Source organism: Candidatus Brachybacter algidus (assembly GCF_016707225.1).
GTDB classification, from domain to species: domain Bacteria; phylum Bacteroidota; class Bacteroidia; order Chitinophagales; family Saprospiraceae; genus Parvibacillus; species Parvibacillus algidus.
This window is the reverse complement of the sequence record NZ_JADJID010000001.1, coordinates 677,262-695,807: the sequence shown is the minus strand read 5'-3', so window position 1 is coordinate 695,807 and position 18,546 is coordinate 677,262. Positions and strand designations below refer to the sequence as shown.

Here is an 18,546-nt window from a genome sequence, read left to right as displayed (position 1 = left end):
TTAGCTCTATTTTACATGTAGAAATATATCAATATACCTAGACCCAAAATTATCCGGTAAACTCCAAAGCTAACGAAGTTGTTTGTCTTGATAAATTTCATGAAGATTGAAATTACCAGATAAGCTACCAAGAAGGAAGCAACGAAACCAAAGGCTAGTAACAAAAATTGATGACTGTTAAATCCAATCGCATGTTTCAGTAAAAAATAGGCACTTGCTGCTCCAAGTGTTGGTATTGCTAAAAAAAACGAAAATTCGGCTGCAGTAACACGATCGAGCCCTAAGCTCATACCGCCAATAATACTACTAGCAGATCTTGATACTCCCGGAATCATTGCAAGACATTGGAATATGCCTATTCCAAATGCCTTTTTATAACTTAATTGAGCGACATTTCGAATTGAAGGCCTCGTAAATTGTTTTTCTATAAATAATAGAATTATTCCTCCAATGATCAACGAAACAGCTACCACCTTAGAATTAAGCAGCTTTTCTTCAATAAAATCCTTAAATAAGAAGCCCAGGATCAAAGCTGGAATAACGCCGATTATTGTCTTTATCCATATGTCTATGGTGTCTTTTTTCAGAGATTTATCCACTTCATCTATGATCCACAATTTTTTCCAAAAGTATATCAATACTGATCCAATCGCACCCACCTGGATAAACATATCAAAAGTTCTGGAAAACTTTTCATCAGAGAAAGTGGCAAACTCATTCACAAGAATAAGATGCCCTGTACTTGATACAGGCAAAAACTCTGTCAATCCTTCTACAATGCTAAGGATGAGCGCGACAAGCCATTCACTCATTGGGACTGTGGTTTGTGGATATGACTATTTCTTGTTTATGAAAATGGCATAGATCTCTATTACGATCCCAGCCAGTATTAAGAATGGAGCAAGCGTGATCCTTCTGAAACTATAAATAATATTAGGATCCCATGTGTTGGCATCAGGCATAGAACCACCTGACATCAGGATGAATCCTAACAACATTACTCCCATACCAATAAAGATCCATTTAAAGTTTTCCTTACTAAAAACAAGATCTTCTGTATTAATCACTCTTGCTGTCTTGGCTACAGTAACATCAGGTGATGTAGAAATTTTAGAAGCAGTCGGACGAAGCGGCTGATTGGGAGCCACGCTACCCTTTTTCTTTTGACTCATATATAATTATTAAAAATCCAAAGGTAAAGTTAGTCAGTAACATATCAAAACATGTCATCCTTTCTTAGACGAATATATCTGTTTACTATTAAAAAAGTAGATAATACTGTGATGAAAATACCTCCTAATACGATGATACCATAGAGCATCCCTGTAGATCTCCAATCGATAACATACTCAATATCAGGTATGTATGTGATCATGCCATAAATCACACCAGAAAGCAACAACAGTGAAACGATAGAACTTAAGAATCCGCATAAAATTCCTTTACCAAGGAAAGGTCGTTGGATGAATCCTTTCGAAGCACCTACCAGCTGCATATTCTTAATAAGAAAGCGGTTTGAATACATTGAAAGCTTAATCGTACTATGCATCACTGTCAGAGCAATGAGAAGAAACAAAATTGAAATACCCAATATTGCCCAACCAATCTTACTTAACATTACTGAGACTTTATCTACAAAAGTCTCTTGATAAAACACATTTGTCACACATGGAAATTTATCCATGATAGAACTTTTTACCGATTTAAGATTGGTAGAATCCAAGTAAGCTGATTTAACATTGAATACTACTACATCATTCAAAGGGTTGGACATTTCATCGAGAAGGAAGTCATCTCCCATTTCCTTTTTCATCAGGGTTAATGCTTCTTCTTTATTGACCAGATCTATAGTTGCCAGTTTAACAGCTGGTAGCAATTTGATAAATTCTATCAAAGAATCTGTCTCTTCCAAGGAAACTGAATCACGCAATTCTGTGATCACATTGACATTTTCCTTAAATGTATCTATTAATTTGTTGGTATGCAATGATAAAAATGCAACCAATCCCAGCAAAAAAAGGACAAGTGAGATACTTATAATTGAAAGGAAATAATTCGGTTTTGGCCGCGGAATAGAACTTGGAATTTTTCGAGCCATGCAGTTTTGTGCTTATTCAGTTAGTATTACCGTACATATATAGAGGGCAAATATATGATAATTATTTAATATTAGTAAATTATAAGTTTTTCAGTGCGTATAACAGATTGCACAAAGGGAAGAAGAAAAGACTTAGCTTATAAAGATTCCTCGCTTCGCTCGGAAAGACTTTAAGCAGATGGGATATGGGTATAAAATGGGGCGGCTGCTCCGCTCCATTGTATACCCCCTCTAAACAAAGGTTTTGTCATTCCGACTGAAGGGAGGAATCTGCCAAATAAAAGTCAACTACTTTATTCGTATCCATCTTTTTATAAATTATTTATTAAAATATATAACTTGTTGTGCAATTAGTTATACATACAGTTTTTCATTATAATCTTCAAAGTCGCTTATACTTATAGGAATTATTTAGTCGACTAATTTTTTGGAGTGCTATAACGAGCGGAAAGTCGTTTATCCATATTTATTTGGACACTTACGAAATTCCATTTGGTATTAGTCGCCATATCTAATAATCCAAGCTGCTGAAACTTCAAAGCTTCTTCCTGCCATTGGCCGATAGGCAATTGTTTCGTAAGAGGAGTCAAAGATATTATTAGCTTTTAGGCCAACATTGATCCTGCTCTCCTTTATCCTTACAGATCTTTTATAACCAATATCGAAAAGAGAATAAGAATTCAATTGATATGCCTTATCATTGTCAAAACTCGTAAATCGTTTGCCTACGTTCCTCCAAAATGCATAAAAATTGGAGTTCGACAGATAAACGGTTGCAGAAATACCTTGTTGAAAATTCGGAACATAGATCAACTTTTTTCCGACTATTGCTGGGCTGCCTAAATATATCTTATCAATTTTTGGGTCGGAAATATTTAAATTATAATTCACCTTAATATTAACATTTTCACGCAATCTGAACTTACGGTCCATATTAATATCCACCCCTTTCGATATAACCTTTTGTACATTAAATGGGCTCCAGAAATCGCCTGAAACAGGAATCCATGCTATCCAATTATCCACAGTATTATGAAATAATGAAGCAGAGATTAGGAATGAATTTCCGGATCCATTTGAATTGAAGTAATTGGTATTTAATTCGAAAGATGAAGACTCTTCTACAAGCAAATCCACATTACCGGACAATGGCCAATATCTGTCATTAAGTGTTGGCAATTGATGAGTCCTCGCATATGAAAGACTCATTTTAAAGTTTTTAGAAAAATTACCCTCAGTGTATACCCTGTAGGAAAGTGGAGGGTTATAAAATGTGGTCAGCTGCTTTTGAAACGAGCCTCCATAATTAATAAAATGGTCTTCACCATTATTGATTTCGATGGTCAGATTATGGTTAATCTCTTCAGGAACTTCAATTTCAGAACTTTGAATGTTGTAAAAAATATTATTGAAGTTCAACTTTATCTCATGATGAAGCAACCTGGTACTGCTGTTGATCGATAAGGGAAATGTATGGACAAAGTAAGATGCATGACCCTTCTCATTCTTTACAAAATAATACAACAATTCATCATAGCTATAGCCGGCATTCACGCTGATTTGAGAGAACTTGCCGAGTGCGCTGTCATAACTTAATCCTGCTTTGATGGCACGATCTTTCTGAAAGGCGGCTGGCCCTGAAGAAGTAATGGTCGGTGGCAAACTTCTTTTATTATCATTAAAAAGCAGATTAATATTCAATTGCGAAGCTTTTAGTTTGATCAGCATATTGTCTGATAGAGACCATTGTGAAGACTCCGCATCTTTCAACCGAACATATGGGCGTTTGTAATTCAGAACAGACCTGTATTTATAATTATTGTCTGCCTTTCCAGCTCCAAACCGCAAAATATTGACAAAACTTTTTTTACTGGTTTGCAAAGCAGCAGTTATATTATAGGTATTAAATGATCCTAATCTCAAATTTATTGAACTTTCATTCTTACTATTTACAAAAGATGGTTCTATCCATATACTACCTCCAGGTCCGGAAAGTCCACCCATGACTGGTATATTTGATTTAACAAAGGTTACTTTGGTGGAAGATGCATCAATATTGATCAGATTAAGATCCATAGTTCCATTTAGAGGACTATTTAACAAAAATCCATTCCAATATACTTTTGTTTGAGAAGCACCAAAACCTCTATTACTAGCCGTAGTTAATCCATTAGCAGAATATGATTTAAAATATACACCATCATTGGCCATCAAATCAGTCAACGGAGTCAATACGCCTATTTCATTTGAATCAGGCAGGTGTTTGATAATGAATACTGCATTTTGAATGGGTTGGTTAAAAGGGGCTGTAATCATAACCTCAGGCAAAATAATGCTATCGTTTTGGCCAATTGCAAACGATTTGAATAACAATAAAATAAAAAAAATTAAGTAATACCTTTTCAATGATTAGTGTTTTTCAAAACAAAATCAAAGATAGGTAAACCTTTTACATCAAAAGGGGTTTGCAATAGAGTAAGGCTCGTAAAGGAGGATAACATGCACATTAACTGCAAAAATATATTGCATAATTAGACATGAAACTTCAACTATGCCCATTGATTTTCATCTAATTATTAAAATAAAGTCTCGAAATTGCTCAAAAATTTTATTTTTGCGCTCAATTTAAGCTTTTAGAAAATTTTATTCATGAGATATAAACTATCGAACTTCAACTTTGAACTTCCCAAAAACAGAATTGCTCAGTTTCCATCAGAGCAACGAGAACTTTCAAAACTTATGGTTGTCCACAGAGACACCGGAAAAATAGAACATAAAGTATTTAAGGATATTTTAGAATATTTCGATTCAGGAGATGTCATGATAATGAATGATACCCGAGTTTTCCCGGCCAGACTTTATGGCAAAAAGGAAAAAACCGGAGCAATGATCGAGGTATTTTTATTGAGAGAGTTGAATAAAGAAATGAAACTGTGGGATGTTTTGGTCGATCCCGCCAGAAAGATCAGAGTTGGAAACAAGCTTTATTTCAATGATGCCAAGGGTAATGAAGTCCTGGTGGCTGAAGTAGTTGACAATACAACATCCAGAGGAAGGACTATAAGGTTCTTTTTTGACGGCACAACGGATGATTTCATGGGTATCCTTGACCAACTAGGCAATACTCCACTTCCAAAATACATAACTAGGACTGCTGATGAAAATGATAAAGATAGATATCAGACAGTATACGCTAAATCTACCGGTGCGGTAGCGGCCCCAACAGCCGGCCTGCATTTTAGCAAAGAATTATTAAAAAGATTTGAGATCAAGGGAATTAATTTTGCTGAACTTACCTTACATATCGGGCTAGGTACATTTCGGAGTATTGATGTAGAAGATTTGTCTAAACATAAGATGGAAGCAGAATACTTTAGAATCACTGACGAAACCGCGCAAATTGTAAATAAAGCTAAGTTGTCCCATAATAAGATATGTGCTGTAGGTACAACATCAATGAGATCAATTGAATCTGCCGTTTCGGCTGAAGGAATGCTGAAAGCAGCAGAAGGTTGGACCAATAAATTTATATTTCCTCCATATCCGTTCAATGTAGCGAATTGTATGCTAACAAATTTTCACCTTCCGAAATCAAGTCTGGTGATCATGGTTAGTGCCTTCGGCGGACATGATCTAATCATGGAGGCTTACCAGGAAGCTATTAAAAAAGAATACAATTTTTACTCCTATGGAGACGCGATGTTGATAATATAATCGTCTTAAAAAGAGTTAATTGAATCATAATCATTATAAAAAAATATTAAACCACAGTATATGTATTGGACATTAGAATTAGCTCACCATCTGGAAGATGCACCATGGCCTGCTACGCGCGATGAATTGATTGATTTTGCTATTCGATCAGGAGCCCCTTTGGAGGTTATTGAAAACCTTCAGGAGATGGAGGAAGAAGGTGAAATGTTTGAAGGTATTGACGATGTATGGCCTGATTATCCAAGAAGAGATGACTTTTTATTCAACGAAGACGAATATTAAAACATTAAAAAAATAAGCCGGTTATTGATCGGCTTATTTTTTTAACCAAAATCTTTCTATTGGAAAAAAAAATCAATATTGCTATTGATGGCTATTCAGGTTGTGGCAAATCAACTTTAGCAAAAGCCCTTGCTGAAGCCTTGGATTATATTTACATAGACTCCGGTGCCATGTATCGTGCTGTAACTTTCCACATGATAAAAAGGAAAATCAACAAAGAAAACATTGCTGATTTAGAAGAAGCTCTCGAAGAAATAGATCTTAATTTCAAGAGAGTAGGCAACTCAAATCATCTATACCTGAATGGTGAATACCTGGAAAATGAATTAAGGACGATGGAAGTAAATGGCGCTGTTAGTTTTTTTTCAACCATCTCTCAAGTACGCACTAAATTGGTTGATATTCAGAAAAGTCTGGCCGAGCGTAAAGGATTTGTAATGGATGGAAGAGATATTGGCACTGTGGTCTTAACAAATGCAGAGCTCAAATTATTCCTGACATGCGACCTCGAAACACGAGTCATGCGCAGAAAAAAAGAACTCGACGATAAAAATATTTTGGCTACTTTTGAATCAGTTAGGGAAAACTTTCTTGAAAGAGATTATATAGATTCAACCAGAGCAGATAGTCCACTAATAAGAGCTTCAGACGCTATATTAATTGACAATTCCACTTTGACGCAAGAAGCTTTATTATCATATTGTCTCGAACTAGTTGCAGATAAACTAAAAGTCTACTAATGGAATTGTTTATCGCGGTACTGGCTTCTATATTTTCTGTGGTAAATCCCATTGGTGCGCTTCCTGTATACACCTCGCTCACTGAAAGTTACACTCGAAAAGAGCGCAACAAAACTGCACTTCAAACCAGTATTTATTTTACATTGATCTGTGTAGTTTTCTTTTTGGGAGGTTCTATCTTACTAAGCTTTTTTGGCATCAGTATTCCAGCCCTGCGTTTGGCCGGTGGATTGGTCATACTGAATTCAGGATTCAATCTTTTGAATGGTAAGGTCATTCGCGCAGAATCCATCAATGACAAGATGAAGGAAGAAGCCAAACAAAAAGAAGATATTAGTTTTAGCCCTTTAGCAATGCCCCTATTGTCAGGACCAGGATCGATATCATTATTGATCAGTTTATTCTCTCAGCATAACAGCTGGGACAAAAGAGGGATCATTCTAGGTGTGCTATTCACCCTTGGTGTAATTGTTTATCTCTTATTATTAAGTGCACCTTTGATTGCAAAATTATTGGGGGAAGCTGGAATGAAAGCAATCACCAGGATTATGGGATTCATTGTGATGGCGATTGCCTGTCAGTATATAGTAAGTGGTGCTATGAGTCTTATAGCAAAATACTAAAAGCAGAACATATCTTTTAATTTTATAAAAATCCAAACGATGGTAACGAATTTCTCTTTGTCGAATTCATATATCAATCAAATTCTGTTTGAGTTAAGAAACGTTAATATTCAGAATGACAGACCCCGATTCAGGAATAATCTTGAAAAGTTTGGAATGATTGTTGGATATGAGATAAGCAAAACGATGCATTATTCCGCAGAAGAGGTTCAAACTTCACTTGGAAGCATGATAACTGAGACCACTGATGATCAGGTTGTCTTATTATCAATACTTAGAGCAGGATTACCATTACAAAATGGATTACTTAAATTGATGGATTATGCAGAGGCAGGTTTCATCTCAGCATATAGAAAAGATCGGCAGGATGGAACTTATGATATTAGAATGGATTATGTTACATGCCCGACTCTTGAAAATAAAATAGTCATATTTACTGATCCAATGCTGCTACCATCCCCCCCTCCCCCCCCGGACTCCCAAAGAAGTTCACCTTGTGACTATTATTGCTTCAGAATATGCTATTGAGCAAGTAAGACGAATCTATCCTAATATGAAGATATGGGCAGGAGCAATTGATGAAGAATTAACAGCAAAATCCTATATTGTTCCCGGGCTTGGTGATGCTGGAGATCTAGCATTTGGTGAAAAACTTCAGTATTAGTGAAACTCTAGCTTTGCGACAACTATTTTCCTTTAACATATTTTCTTACACTCAGATTAAATTGAGATGTAAGAAGTTAGAAGTTAGAAGTCAGAAGTTAGAATGATGATGGATCATGATTTCAATTGACAGGTTTTACCCAACAACCCAACAAGATGTGGAAAACTTGATTTTGTAAATATAGTAATATCTTTCATTTTTGACTCGCGTTGCGTAAAGGGACTGGAGCTCTGAAGAATAGCGTAATTACTCATATAGGAATGAATTCCGGGAAGGGGCTTTTCCTTCTGCTTTTTAATTTATTCCAGTTTAGGGAATCATGCCTTATAAACCCATTCATTGCTCATTGTTTTTGAAATCGAACATAACTTTAGTCGGCCTCATTTCCAATGGTAATGATTCAATGTATTCTTCAAATTGTACCGGTTCTATTTCCAAGTTGTTTAATTGCCCTTTGTTCATTATTCAGCTTTTGTATTTTTTACATGCTTTAACGAGTCCTGAATAAGTCGTGACTCCCCATGGTATCAAGTACCTGTTTTTAACATTATCGTTTAGTTGTTCTGCACTACCGTTTTCTTTACATTTTAGATCTGCTTATCTGCATACCCAATTCATTTAGGAGCATTAAATAAATCAATGCCTCATATTGTGAGCCTTGTCTGTATGATGAATGGCAAATTTTAGATTTTGAGCTCCTCTTATGCTAATGCTTTTTTTAAACTAGCCAGCTTGCTCGCTTTCATATTTTGAAGGAAGTAAGCATAATATGAATTGGCAATCTTTGAGGCAAAAATAAAATGTTCCATCCATATTAACGCTCCATATTTTCCCTTTCCATCACTTGTTTTTGGTACTTGTGGCCGACTTTTCCGGACATTCATTCCTGCTTCAGCCACCCATCTTTCGAATCTATTTATGCCAACTCCCAGGTATATTCCTTGATTTAATATACTATAAAACAAAGTCCTCGCACTAAATCCAGGATGGTTGGCCCGCCACACTTTCGCTAACTCAAGCACATCAGATTTTAGCTTATCTATTTGAACCTCACTTTTCTGATGTTGACTTAATCCCTGACGACTGTAGCCTACTTCTGATATAACTGTTCCATACTAAATGATTTAGTTCTTGTCTGAAAGTTGGCTAAGACTTTTTTAAAAATTTCTCCTTAATATCCACTTGAAAATGCTCGCCAGCAACCTTCAATAGCTCCTCATAATACTCAATCTTTATAAGTTGTTTTCCTAATAAATTCTCCATGTGGTGGATCTTCCCTTCAGAATTTTTCCACTTTAAATAATCCGATTCTGTTTCAATTACTATTACCGGAGATTTATAATCTTTCGTTCCATATTTCTTCAACCACCTGTAAATAGCAGTGTCTCCCAACTCCAGCATATTGGATAATTTATGTACGGTAATCTGACCAGATTCTATCTGTTCTACCTTTTCCTTTTTGAAACTTTCTGAAAATAACCTTCTAACTTTTTTTGTCATAACTTTAAATTTAGAAAGTTTTCCACACTTTTAGTTGTCAACGTATATCATGATACATCATGAAACTCCAAATGTTGTTTGGAGCATATATTCTACTAAGGATTTCAAATGGATTTCATATGTATAATAGTTAAAGCGTGGTTAATCTGCAATTTCCGACAGTTTTACCATAAGTATCTCTGATCATTATATTATAAAGTCCTGGCGAGAGTCCTTTGATTGAAATATTTTGATTTTTTTCATAATCTATCAATCGTTGGTTTTTAATAATTTTCCCATTCGTATCCATGATTTCTAGAGTTCCACTCATGATATGAGGTAATTCTAAAGTAAAATTACCGTCATTTGGATTCGGAAATACTTTAAGGGAATTGCTAGAAATTAAGGAGGTGGAGCCAAGTGTCTCGCATACATAGTCATCGCAAGTCATCAGGGCCGTACCACAAAATTCAATACTATATTTTGTCTTTTCAGTATTATTATAAGCAAGTATCACCAAATAATAACTATCTCCGACTTCGCAATCGAGTGCTGCCAGAAGTCCATTATTACCATTTTCACATCCACCTCCTTCAAATACGTCGGTTTCGTCAGGAGAAAGACCTAAGTCGAGATTGCAAGCTCCACTACTTGAATAACAGCATCTGACAGATTTTTTTGTATAACATCCTCCATCGTCCACTCTTTTAAAAACTACAAAATCAACATCCAGAGGATTTTTAGGCTTGATCGTAAACCACAATTTACCGGCTTGCGCAATATCAAAATTTATCCAATGAGAATTAGTCTCTCCGTAAGTCGTTCCAGAGCAATAATCTCCTGTATTTAATTCTTGTGCCAAACCGTATGAACCAGGGAATGTAAGAGATTTTTTATTTTTATTACATACATATTCTGCGCCCGTACAGTCCATATTTAAAGGCGATTCTATGAATTTTATATCCCAGCATAAACTTTGTCCTACAAGGTCACATGAATTGGATGCTCTAACACAAAGTGTATGCGTGCCCAATGATAAATATGGAATTCTAAATTCAGTCACTCTTCCATAACCTACTACTATCCCATCGATCGACCATTCGTAAAACTGTGCAACAGGAAATGCTTCACACGAAAACTTATTAAAATTATCTATAAATACAGTTGGACTCCCTGTTAATTTAACACTGGATGGTAGGCTGACCGGATCTGTAATAGTCGTAATTTTCAAGGTATCAGTCTGTGAGCATCCTTCATCATCTGTTATGGTCAACGTCACAGTTTTTGCTTCATCTGTCAATATAGTGATTGATTCATTGTCAGAACCTGTTGACCAACTATATGAATAGCCATCACCGGATCCACCCTGAGCATCCGCTTCGATATAGAGTAAACTATCTTTACAGTTAACTAGATCATGAGAGATGTTAGATAAGATATCAGGTTTAACAATTACTTTAATGCTTGTAGTGTCCCCTTTACAACCGGACGGGCTAATAGGAATAATCTGGTAGACTACCGTCTGTTCTTCATCACTGGTATTTTGAAGCCTTTGGTTAATGCCGGAACCTTCGCCGGCGAAAGCTCCCATTAATCCGTCAGGAGCAGTGACAGTCCATTCTATTGTGCTGTTTGACGGCTGAAGATCCAAAGTCGGATCAAAAGCAGCTTTGCTGCAAATTACAGCATCCACCGAATCAAGAGATGGCTGTTGGCAACATTTCACAAGAATTTTCTTACTCGCCATGACACTACCATTGCACTTATTACTCGAATACCCTCCTGTCTGCCCATCACCAAAGTTAGCAATTGAAACTGAGAAATCGTTGCAAGTTGTGTTTTCACAAGCATCACAAGGTATTTTTAATGTAAAGGTCACAAAATGATTTCCAACTCTGGAATCTCCCCATGCCTGGTTGGGACTTATACTTTTACAACCGTCGGAATATACAGCGCCTACCCAACCTCCAGGAAGTGAAGTACCTTCGCTCGAACATGCAGTGCCTCCTGCAAAAGGTATACAACCGGGCGCACCTAATAAACAAAGTTTACCTGAATTAGCATCTACACCAATAAGACTCTCTTCATTGGCTGAAGGTTTCCAATGCAGGCTATCGGCATCTACCCATGACCATTTTGCATTACCTTCAGGTAAAATAGTATTGAGAGGTTCCGTATTTTGTATATAATCAAAGCAATCGCTAATAACAGGAATGATGGAATGAATCCAATTACTCCCTGTCTTATCAAAATTAACTGTATACCGATATGTAACCTCTTCACATGGTTTAAATGGACCCTCAAGAGGTGAACCCATACTTGATCCTATTATTTCAAGCTTATGAGATTTTAAACAAGAATCACTAGCGTGGTATAAATTCATGCACAATTCAAAATCGCCCTCTAGTCCATCATCATCAGTCACAGCTATGTAATAATCTGTATTCGACTCAAGAATAGAAATTGAAGGATTGCATTCAAGCCATTGATCACAAGAAGAAAAAAGTGCGAATTTTGGATTAGTTAAATCGGTTGAAGAAATATTGAAGCTAGCCCTATTATTGTCTCCTGTGTTAAATACATACCAAGCTGTTGGATTTGCCATAAAATTACATGCACCGGCCCCATTCAATTTTGGACCGTGTGGCATATCATTGTTGCAGCCGATCACACAGACCTGATTCATAGATGCAGGAAAAATAATTTCTTCTGCTGTTTGACATGAGCCGTTATTAGCACATGGTTGCTGGGCAATTAATGAAGTGCAAAAAAGAATGTAAAGAATTGGTACTAATAATTTCATATACAAAAATATAATGATGCTTATAAAAAAGGATTATTCGGGATTAATTGGCTATTACCATTTTAATTGTGTTGGCAATTCTGCCTGATTCATTTCTAACTATTACAAAATAAATTCCATCAAGCAAATTTTCCACATTGATTTGCTGTGGCTTTGTATTGTATTGGATTATTTGTTGATGCAATTTTTTACCATTAATGTTATACAATTCAATGGATCCTTTTGTGGCAGAAGGCATTTCCAAATTAAATATTCCTGTATTAGGGTTTGGATAAATTCTAACTGTGGATTTTGAAGTTACCGCATCCACGCTTAATGGTCCACAAGCCACTGTATCACATGACATTAACGCATTACCACACCATTCAAGATCAAATGAATGCAAGCCATCTCCACCAAAAATTGCCAGGTAATATTTTTCACCAACCTCACAGTCAAGCGGAGCAAGGAAATTATTTTGAGTATCAGAACATCCTCCATATTCATATTCATCCGTCTCATCTAGCCTAAGTCCTGTCGCTCCATCGCAATCACCCCCACCTGACCACATACACCTAACCGGTACTTTTGTATAACATTCAAGAGAATCAACTACTCTATAAACAGCAAAATCCATGTCCCGCCATTCTTCTGTAGGCGTTATAGTGAAAGTTAATTTTCCGGCTTTGGCGATATCAAATTCCATCCAATGAGAATTATACTCTCCATACCCATTTGGATTACATACATTATCATAACTAAGATCTGATACATTTCCGCTTAATCCAGGCAGTAATATCTTTCTAGCTTTTTTACTGCAAATATATTCGGCTCCCGTGCAGTCTGCATTAAGCTTTGATGTTACTACATTGACATCCCAACACAAGGTCAATCCGGTATGATCACAGCTGTTACTGGCTCTCACACAAAGTGTATGTGCTCCTTGAGTTGTATATGGTATTCTAAATTCTACTTCGCTACCCTCTCCCATCACGACACCATCAAAGGTCCATTCATAAGATTGTGCTAATGGAAATTGATCTACACTAAAACTGCTATTATTGAAAATATATAGATTTGTATTGCCTATAAGTTGAGTATTCACGGGCATGGAAACAGATTCCGTGATTGGCGTAATGTGAAATGTGTCAGTTTCAGTGCATCCTCCATCATCTTCAATCTCAATAGTAATAGTCGTATCTTTATCCACTACAAGACCGATCCAATTCGTATGGAAATCACCTGTCGACCAGTTTAATACATAACCTCCACCCGAACCTCCATAAGGATTGACACCAATATACATCATGCTATCAAGGCAATTAATCAATTCATCATCGATCTGGGTGATCAGATCCGGATAAACCTCTAATTCGAGAGTAACAGGATCATTTTTGCAGCCAGTGGGACTAACAGCTACTACAGAATATGGGATTGTAATGTAATCATATGTTGAATTCCGAATGGTTTGAGAGATTTTTGAACCTTCACCATCAAAAGTACCTGTGATGCCATCAATTTCCGGAACAGTCCATTCAATCGTAGAATTGGCCGGCGATAAGATGATTTTTGAATTAAAGATTCCCTTACTGCATATTTCATCATTTTGAACCGAGATTTCTGGTGGCTGACAGCAATTAACGGTAAATTTTTTACTTATCAAGGTTTGTCCATTGCATGCATTATTATTGTTGCCACCAGTCTGACCATCTGAAAAAGAAGCAACTGAAACATAATAATCATTGCAAGATTGGTCAGAACAAGCCGTGCAAGGGACTTTTATTGTAAACTCTGCAGTGTGAATGTTTTTCTTTGAGTCACCCCAGGATAGATTTGGTTCGTTGCTATTGCAATCACTAGAATTGGAAGTTGCAACCCAGCCGGCAGGCAAAGGAGTTCCGGTATTTGAACAATTTCCTCCACCTTCAAAAGGGATACAATCCGCTGAACCAATCACACACAAATGTCCTGTATTCACATTGGTTCCAATTAAGTTATCTCCATTTTGTGTCGGTTTCCAATGTAAAGTTGATGCCTGACGCCATATCCAAGGTGCATTGCCGTTAGGCCTTACTACAGGAAATGGTTCGGAACCTTGTACATAATCAAAACAATTTCCAATTGAAGGAATGATGCTGTGAATCCAATTGGATCCTGTCTGTGTGAAGTCAATAGAATATCTTACTGTCAATTCTTCGCAAGGAACGAATGGACCTGTCAATGGCGAACCTTCACTGGCGGAAATAATTTCTAATGTTTGCTGTCCAACACAAGGAGAATTTACATCCATTAGCGCAATGCATAAAGTAAAATCTCCTTCAGCTGCATTGTCATCACTCACCGCAATAAAGTAGTTAGTGTTGGGTTCAAGAGCTATTGTGGTTGGATTGCATTCTAACCAATTATCGCACCCTTTGTATATTGAATATTGAGGAGTAGTAAGATCTTGCGAACTGAAATTAATATATCCGTTATTATGACTTCCACTATTAAAGGTAAACCAAGCTGTGGCGTTGGTCATGTTTTCGCATGCTCCACCATTAGAGTTAGAGGGTCCCTGAGGCATCCCGACATTGCAACCTTGGATACAGACAGCTTCTGATGTTTGAGTAATTGATATATTTTGAGCAGAAGCGCAGTTTATATTATCATCGCAAGGCACAAGAGTTGACTGGCTATAAATTAAATTGCCAGTTAAAAGAATAAGGAGGAGTAAATATTTACGCATACCTATCGCTTGTTTAATTTTTATTATGATAATAATTCTACCAAATATATCGATAAAGTATGACTAATCAAGAATTAACTTAAGTCCAAAACTTGATTTAGAAATAATCAAAGTTTAAATAATTTCAAGAAAACATTAATTGAAATTCAATCTCTATCATTATAAAACCATGTGTTAGTTAGCATGCTAATTATTTATTAATCCAAGTTTAGACCATCCAAACGTTATCGGAGCTTCATTCTGTTCTCTAATTCTATATTTAGCCTAAGTAATATCAATAATTTTATTGATATTTATTTGCTCCAAAAGTTCAGTTACTAATTTTTATGTAATAAGAATTTATTGCAACCAATTATTTTACCTACTTCATTCCTCAATATGATATTATACAACGCAGGAGGGAAAAGTCCTACATTTATTTGCTGAATTAAATTGCTTTTGTCTAATTTCTGATTATAAACTTGACGACCGTTCAGATCATATATTTCTATAGTACCTTCCAATATGTAGGCCAATTCAAGTTTAAAATAACCTTCATTTGGATTAGGATATACTTTAATTAAGTGTTTTTCAATATCATGATTGCCCAATGTTTTTACCAATATATCCCAGCATAATGTTTCTGGCAATAAAGAACAATTATTAGCCACTACACATAGTGAATGGATTCCATTTGTGACATTATCAAACATATATGAAATTTCCTGGCCACGACCAATTAATATTCCATCCAGTGTCCAGTTATAATCTTCAGCATTCTCAAAGTCACCTACGCTAAAGTTTTGAATTATATTGCCAGAGACGAGTAAGTTTCCAATCAAAGACGTATCAACTGGTTTGATAATTAGGGATGAACTCATAATCTCAAATCGAATCGTATCTATACTTCTACAGCCAATACCATCAATTATGGTTACGGTGATGCTCGTATCGACTGTGGTTATAAATGATAAAGTGTTGTCGTGAGTTGTATCTGTAGACCATATATGATCGTAAGGGCCTCCTGCGCCTCCAGTCGGCATTGATGATATTTCAATTAGTGAATCTGAACAAACGAATTGATCATCAATATTACTAGTGACTTCAGGATAAACCAATATATCAAGAAGTTGAGTTGCACCAACGCAACCATCACCTCCTACCGCCCTGATTTTATATTGGACAGATATTTCGTGATCGGTCGTATTTTGAAGATTCTGAGTTATACTTTTTCCGGAACCATTGTAGGATCCTTTAATGCCGGGAATATTTCCGACTGTCCAAATAATAGAAGATGTATCCGGAACAAGTATAATATTTGCATCAATATTTGTTCCAGAACAAATGGTGTCATTCATCACTGTTAAAGTAGGAGGTACACAATCATTGGTGAAAATATTTATCAAATCAAAGCCATTACCATTACATGAAGCATTATTATACCCACCTGTAGCTCCGTCTGTGAAAGCAGCCAATCCAATAGTTAACCCATTCTCTGCGATGCAATCCTTTGCATCTTCAGGTATTTTTATCGTGAATAAAAGAGACCTTTCTTTTAATGAACCGCAACCTTGGGGAATACCCCATGCTAAATTTGGTTCATTAGCAAATCCACATGTTCCTGAAGTAGTAATAGAAGCCCAGCCTGCCGGCATAGGTGTCCCGGTCATACCGCATAATCCTCCACCAACAAAATCCTGGCAACCCGCACTCCCGATCAGACAAAGTTGTCCTTCATCGTTTATCCCAATAGCACTTGCAGGATAATTGTCCGTAGGCTTCCAGGTCATGGTCCCCTGAGAAGCCCATACCAATTGTGAACCGATAGGAGGATTTAACAAATGAGGTATTTCATCTCCCCAGCATTTACTTAATATTGGAATAAAACTGTGCAACCATTGGCAACCTCCCCCTGCAAAAAAGGAAGTGGAATATGTAAATGTAAGCGTTTCACCAGGAAAATAAGGCCCGTCTAAAGGTGAACCCAAACTAGTGTTAGTTACTACCAAACTTTCATCCCGAATACAAAGAGAAGAGTCTCTTGACAACGTTAAACAAAGCGAAAAATCACCTTGCAAATTATTCTGGTCTGCCACGACAATATAATATTCGCTATTCATGGCAAGATTACCAATTTTGGATTCACATGATAGAATAGTATTGCAATTCTCCACTAAAGCCACAATAGGGGTCGTGAGATCGCCCGAACTTATGTCAATAATTATCGCATTATTATTACCTGTATTAAATTTATACCAAGCAGATGATACCATGCTTCCTCCGCAAAACGTGGCCAAAGGCATATCCACATTGCATCCATTAACGCAAACTGTCTTAATGGAGTCAGGAAAGCTGATATTTGTCGAAAAAATACAATCGGTATTGTTACTGCAAGGAATCTGTCCGGTCAATTTTGAATTGAAAGCTAAATTAAAAAAGCAAAGACAGAGAAAAGGTAAAAGAAATTTCATGTGAGGTAGTTTATATAGTTATAGGGTCCGGATTTCTATCTTATGTTCTATTACATCAAAGAAATGATTTGATGTAGGTTGGGTTAATGATTAAAAATCTATGTCTAAAAAATACGAATATAATCAATATTAGCTGCTTTTAAAAAAAATTAACTTTTAATAAAATACAACTAATAATAAAGCAATCGACAATTTGAATACTGAATGGGATCACAAAATGTTGCCCTCATAATTAAAATATTAATTAATTTACAAAACTTCCTGCTACACATATGATAAGTTTATATATTTAATACTTATTATCAAAAAAATTAAATTACTTTGGTTATCAATCAAAAAGCTACATGGAGTCAAACTACAGCTCACTTCTTCCAACTAAGCCCATCTTGGTTTTATCGCAGTATATTTTGTCGTAATGATTGTGATTTCAAATTTTATAAGTAAAATAAAACTTTAGTGCCGGATATATTTGCTCGAACCAGTTTCCGTATAGGGATTCATAATATCCACACCATTATATTCCAATTTTGTAATTGTGCTATAATCACAATTTTGCCTATTCTTTCTTGCAATTTTAATTATAAGTGTATCTAATGGTCTATTTTCAAAGTCTAAATAAAATGAATCCAAACTTTCTGAACCGACATCATGATTAATTTTATTTATATAAATTCTTAGGAAACTATTATTTACATTTTTCATAGGGTCATCAGGTATTGAAACTTGTTGGAATAGAAGCGGCATTCCTGCCTGATCATTGATCTTTAATAATTTATCTCCATAGTCTTTTAAAGTATCAAGCATATTTTTGCCGGATTCATCATAAATCTCAATACTCACCCTATTTTGAAAATCCGATTCACAATCCTGTAAAAGTAAAAAACATGATGAAAATGCTATAGAAATAAGACTTAATATTATAATCAGGCGAAAATTCATAATAACCTTTTTGAACTAAAACTTAAAAATACAAAAGCGTTTCTTAT

The 18,546-nt window shown here is 35.9% G+C and carries 17 protein-coding genes; 6 read left to right on the top strand and 11 right to left on the bottom strand.

Features of this window, described 5'->3' with window-relative positions; all coding sequences use genetic code 11:
* Positions 1–11: 11 nt before the first annotated feature.
* The 4 genes from IPI15_RS02785 to IPI15_RS02770 form a co-directional block, all read right to left on the bottom strand.
* A complete protein-coding gene (locus IPI15_RS02785; RefSeq protein WP_287400585.1) occupies positions 12–812 on the bottom strand; it encodes an undecaprenyl-diphosphate phosphatase in 801 nt (266 codons plus the stop codon).
* 24 nt (positions 813–836) lie between these two features.
* The gene (locus IPI15_RS02780) at positions 837–1,172 is read right to left on the bottom strand and encodes a DUF3098 domain-containing protein (RefSeq protein WP_287400584.1); all 336 of its coding nucleotides are present in this window, start codon (positions 1,170–1,172) and stop codon (positions 837–839) included.
* Between the two features lie 44 nt (positions 1,173–1,216).
* The gene (locus tag IPI15_RS02775) at positions 1,217–2,098 is read right to left on the bottom strand and encodes a cell division protein FtsX (protein WP_287400583.1); all 882 of its coding nucleotides are present in this window, start codon (positions 2,096–2,098) and stop codon (positions 1,217–1,219) included.
* 498 nt (positions 2,099–2,596) lie between these two features.
* On the bottom strand, positions 2,597–4,471 hold the full coding sequence (locus IPI15_RS02770) for a TonB-dependent receptor (RefSeq protein ID WP_287419113.1): 1,875 nt from the start codon (positions 4,469–4,471) through the stop codon (positions 2,597–2,599).
* Positions 4,472–4,747: 276 nt separating this feature from the next.
* Between IPI15_RS02770 and queA the strand changes: the two genes are divergently transcribed.
* From queA to IPI15_RS20115, 6 genes are read left to right on the top strand one after another with little or no spacing between them, the layout of a single operon-like run.
* A complete protein-coding gene (queA, locus tag IPI15_RS02765; protein ID WP_287400579.1) occupies positions 4,748–5,812 on the top strand; it encodes a tRNA preQ1(34) S-adenosylmethionine ribosyltransferase-isomerase QueA in 1,065 nt (354 codons plus the stop codon).
* Positions 5,813–5,872: 60 nt separating this feature from the next.
* Positions 5,873–6,094 carry a DUF2795 domain-containing protein gene (locus IPI15_RS02760; protein ID WP_287400577.1) on the top strand — a complete coding sequence of 74 codons (222 nt, stop codon included), beginning with the start codon at positions 5,873–5,875 and terminating at the stop codon, positions 6,092–6,094.
* A gap of 59 nt (positions 6,095–6,153) precedes the next feature.
* On the top strand, positions 6,154–6,834 hold the full coding sequence (gene cmk, locus IPI15_RS02755) for a (d)CMP kinase (RefSeq protein ID WP_287419111.1): 681 nt from the start codon (positions 6,154–6,156) through the stop codon (positions 6,832–6,834).
* On the top strand, positions 6,834–7,457 hold the full coding sequence (locus IPI15_RS02750; protein WP_287400574.1) for a MarC family NAAT transporter: 624 nt from the start codon (positions 6,834–6,836) through the stop codon (positions 7,455–7,457). The genes cmk and IPI15_RS02750 overlap by 1 nt, the downstream gene beginning before the upstream one ends.
* A 39-nt stretch (positions 7,458–7,496) precedes the next feature.
* Positions 7,497–7,985 carry a uracil phosphoribosyltransferase gene (locus IPI15_RS02745; protein ID WP_287419109.1) on the top strand — a complete coding sequence of 163 codons (489 nt, stop codon included), beginning with the start codon at positions 7,497–7,499 and terminating at the stop codon, positions 7,983–7,985.
* Positions 7,954–8,121: a uracil phosphoribosyltransferase gene (locus IPI15_RS20115; protein ID WP_287419108.1), complete on the top strand. Its 168-nt coding sequence runs from the start codon at positions 7,954–7,956 to the stop codon at positions 8,119–8,121. The genes IPI15_RS02745 and IPI15_RS20115 overlap by 32 nt, the downstream gene beginning before the upstream one ends.
* A 336-nt stretch (positions 8,122–8,457) precedes the next feature.
* Here the strand turns inward: IPI15_RS20115 and IPI15_RS02735 are convergent, their stop codons facing one another.
* From IPI15_RS02735 to IPI15_RS02705, 7 genes are all read right to left on the bottom strand, one after another.
* Positions 8,458–8,583 (bottom strand): hypothetical protein, encoded by a 126-nt coding sequence (locus IPI15_RS02735; RefSeq protein WP_287419107.1) that lies wholly within the window; start codon positions 8,581–8,583, stop codon positions 8,458–8,460.
* Between the two features lie 239 nt (positions 8,584–8,822).
* Positions 8,823–9,143 (bottom strand): hypothetical protein, encoded by a 321-nt coding sequence (locus IPI15_RS02730; protein WP_287419106.1) that lies wholly within the window; start codon positions 9,141–9,143, stop codon positions 8,823–8,825.
* A 124-nt stretch (positions 9,144–9,267) separates the two neighbouring features.
* Complete coding sequence (locus tag IPI15_RS02725; RefSeq protein WP_287400740.1) at positions 9,268–9,621, bottom strand: transposase; 354 nt, start codon at positions 9,619–9,621, stop codon at positions 9,268–9,270.
* A 130-nt stretch (positions 9,622–9,751) separates the two neighbouring features.
* A complete protein-coding gene (locus IPI15_RS02720; protein ID WP_287419104.1) occupies positions 9,752–12,403 on the bottom strand; it encodes a T9SS type A sorting domain-containing protein in 2,652 nt (883 codons plus the stop codon).
* A gap of 43 nt (positions 12,404–12,446) precedes the next feature.
* Positions 12,447–15,110, bottom strand: coding sequence for a T9SS type A sorting domain-containing protein (locus IPI15_RS02715; protein WP_287419103.1), 2,664 nt, complete (start codon positions 15,108–15,110; stop codon positions 12,447–12,449).
* A 317-nt stretch (positions 15,111–15,427) separates the two neighbouring features.
* Positions 15,428–17,560, bottom strand: a complete 2,133-nt coding sequence (locus IPI15_RS02710; protein WP_287419102.1) for a T9SS type A sorting domain-containing protein — start codon at positions 17,558–17,560, stop codon at positions 15,428–15,430.
* Between the two features lie 453 nt (positions 17,561–18,013).
* Positions 18,014–18,499 (bottom strand): hypothetical protein, encoded by a 486-nt coding sequence (locus IPI15_RS02705; protein WP_287400566.1) that lies wholly within the window; start codon positions 18,497–18,499, stop codon positions 18,014–18,016.
* Positions 18,500–18,546 lie beyond the last annotated feature (47 nt).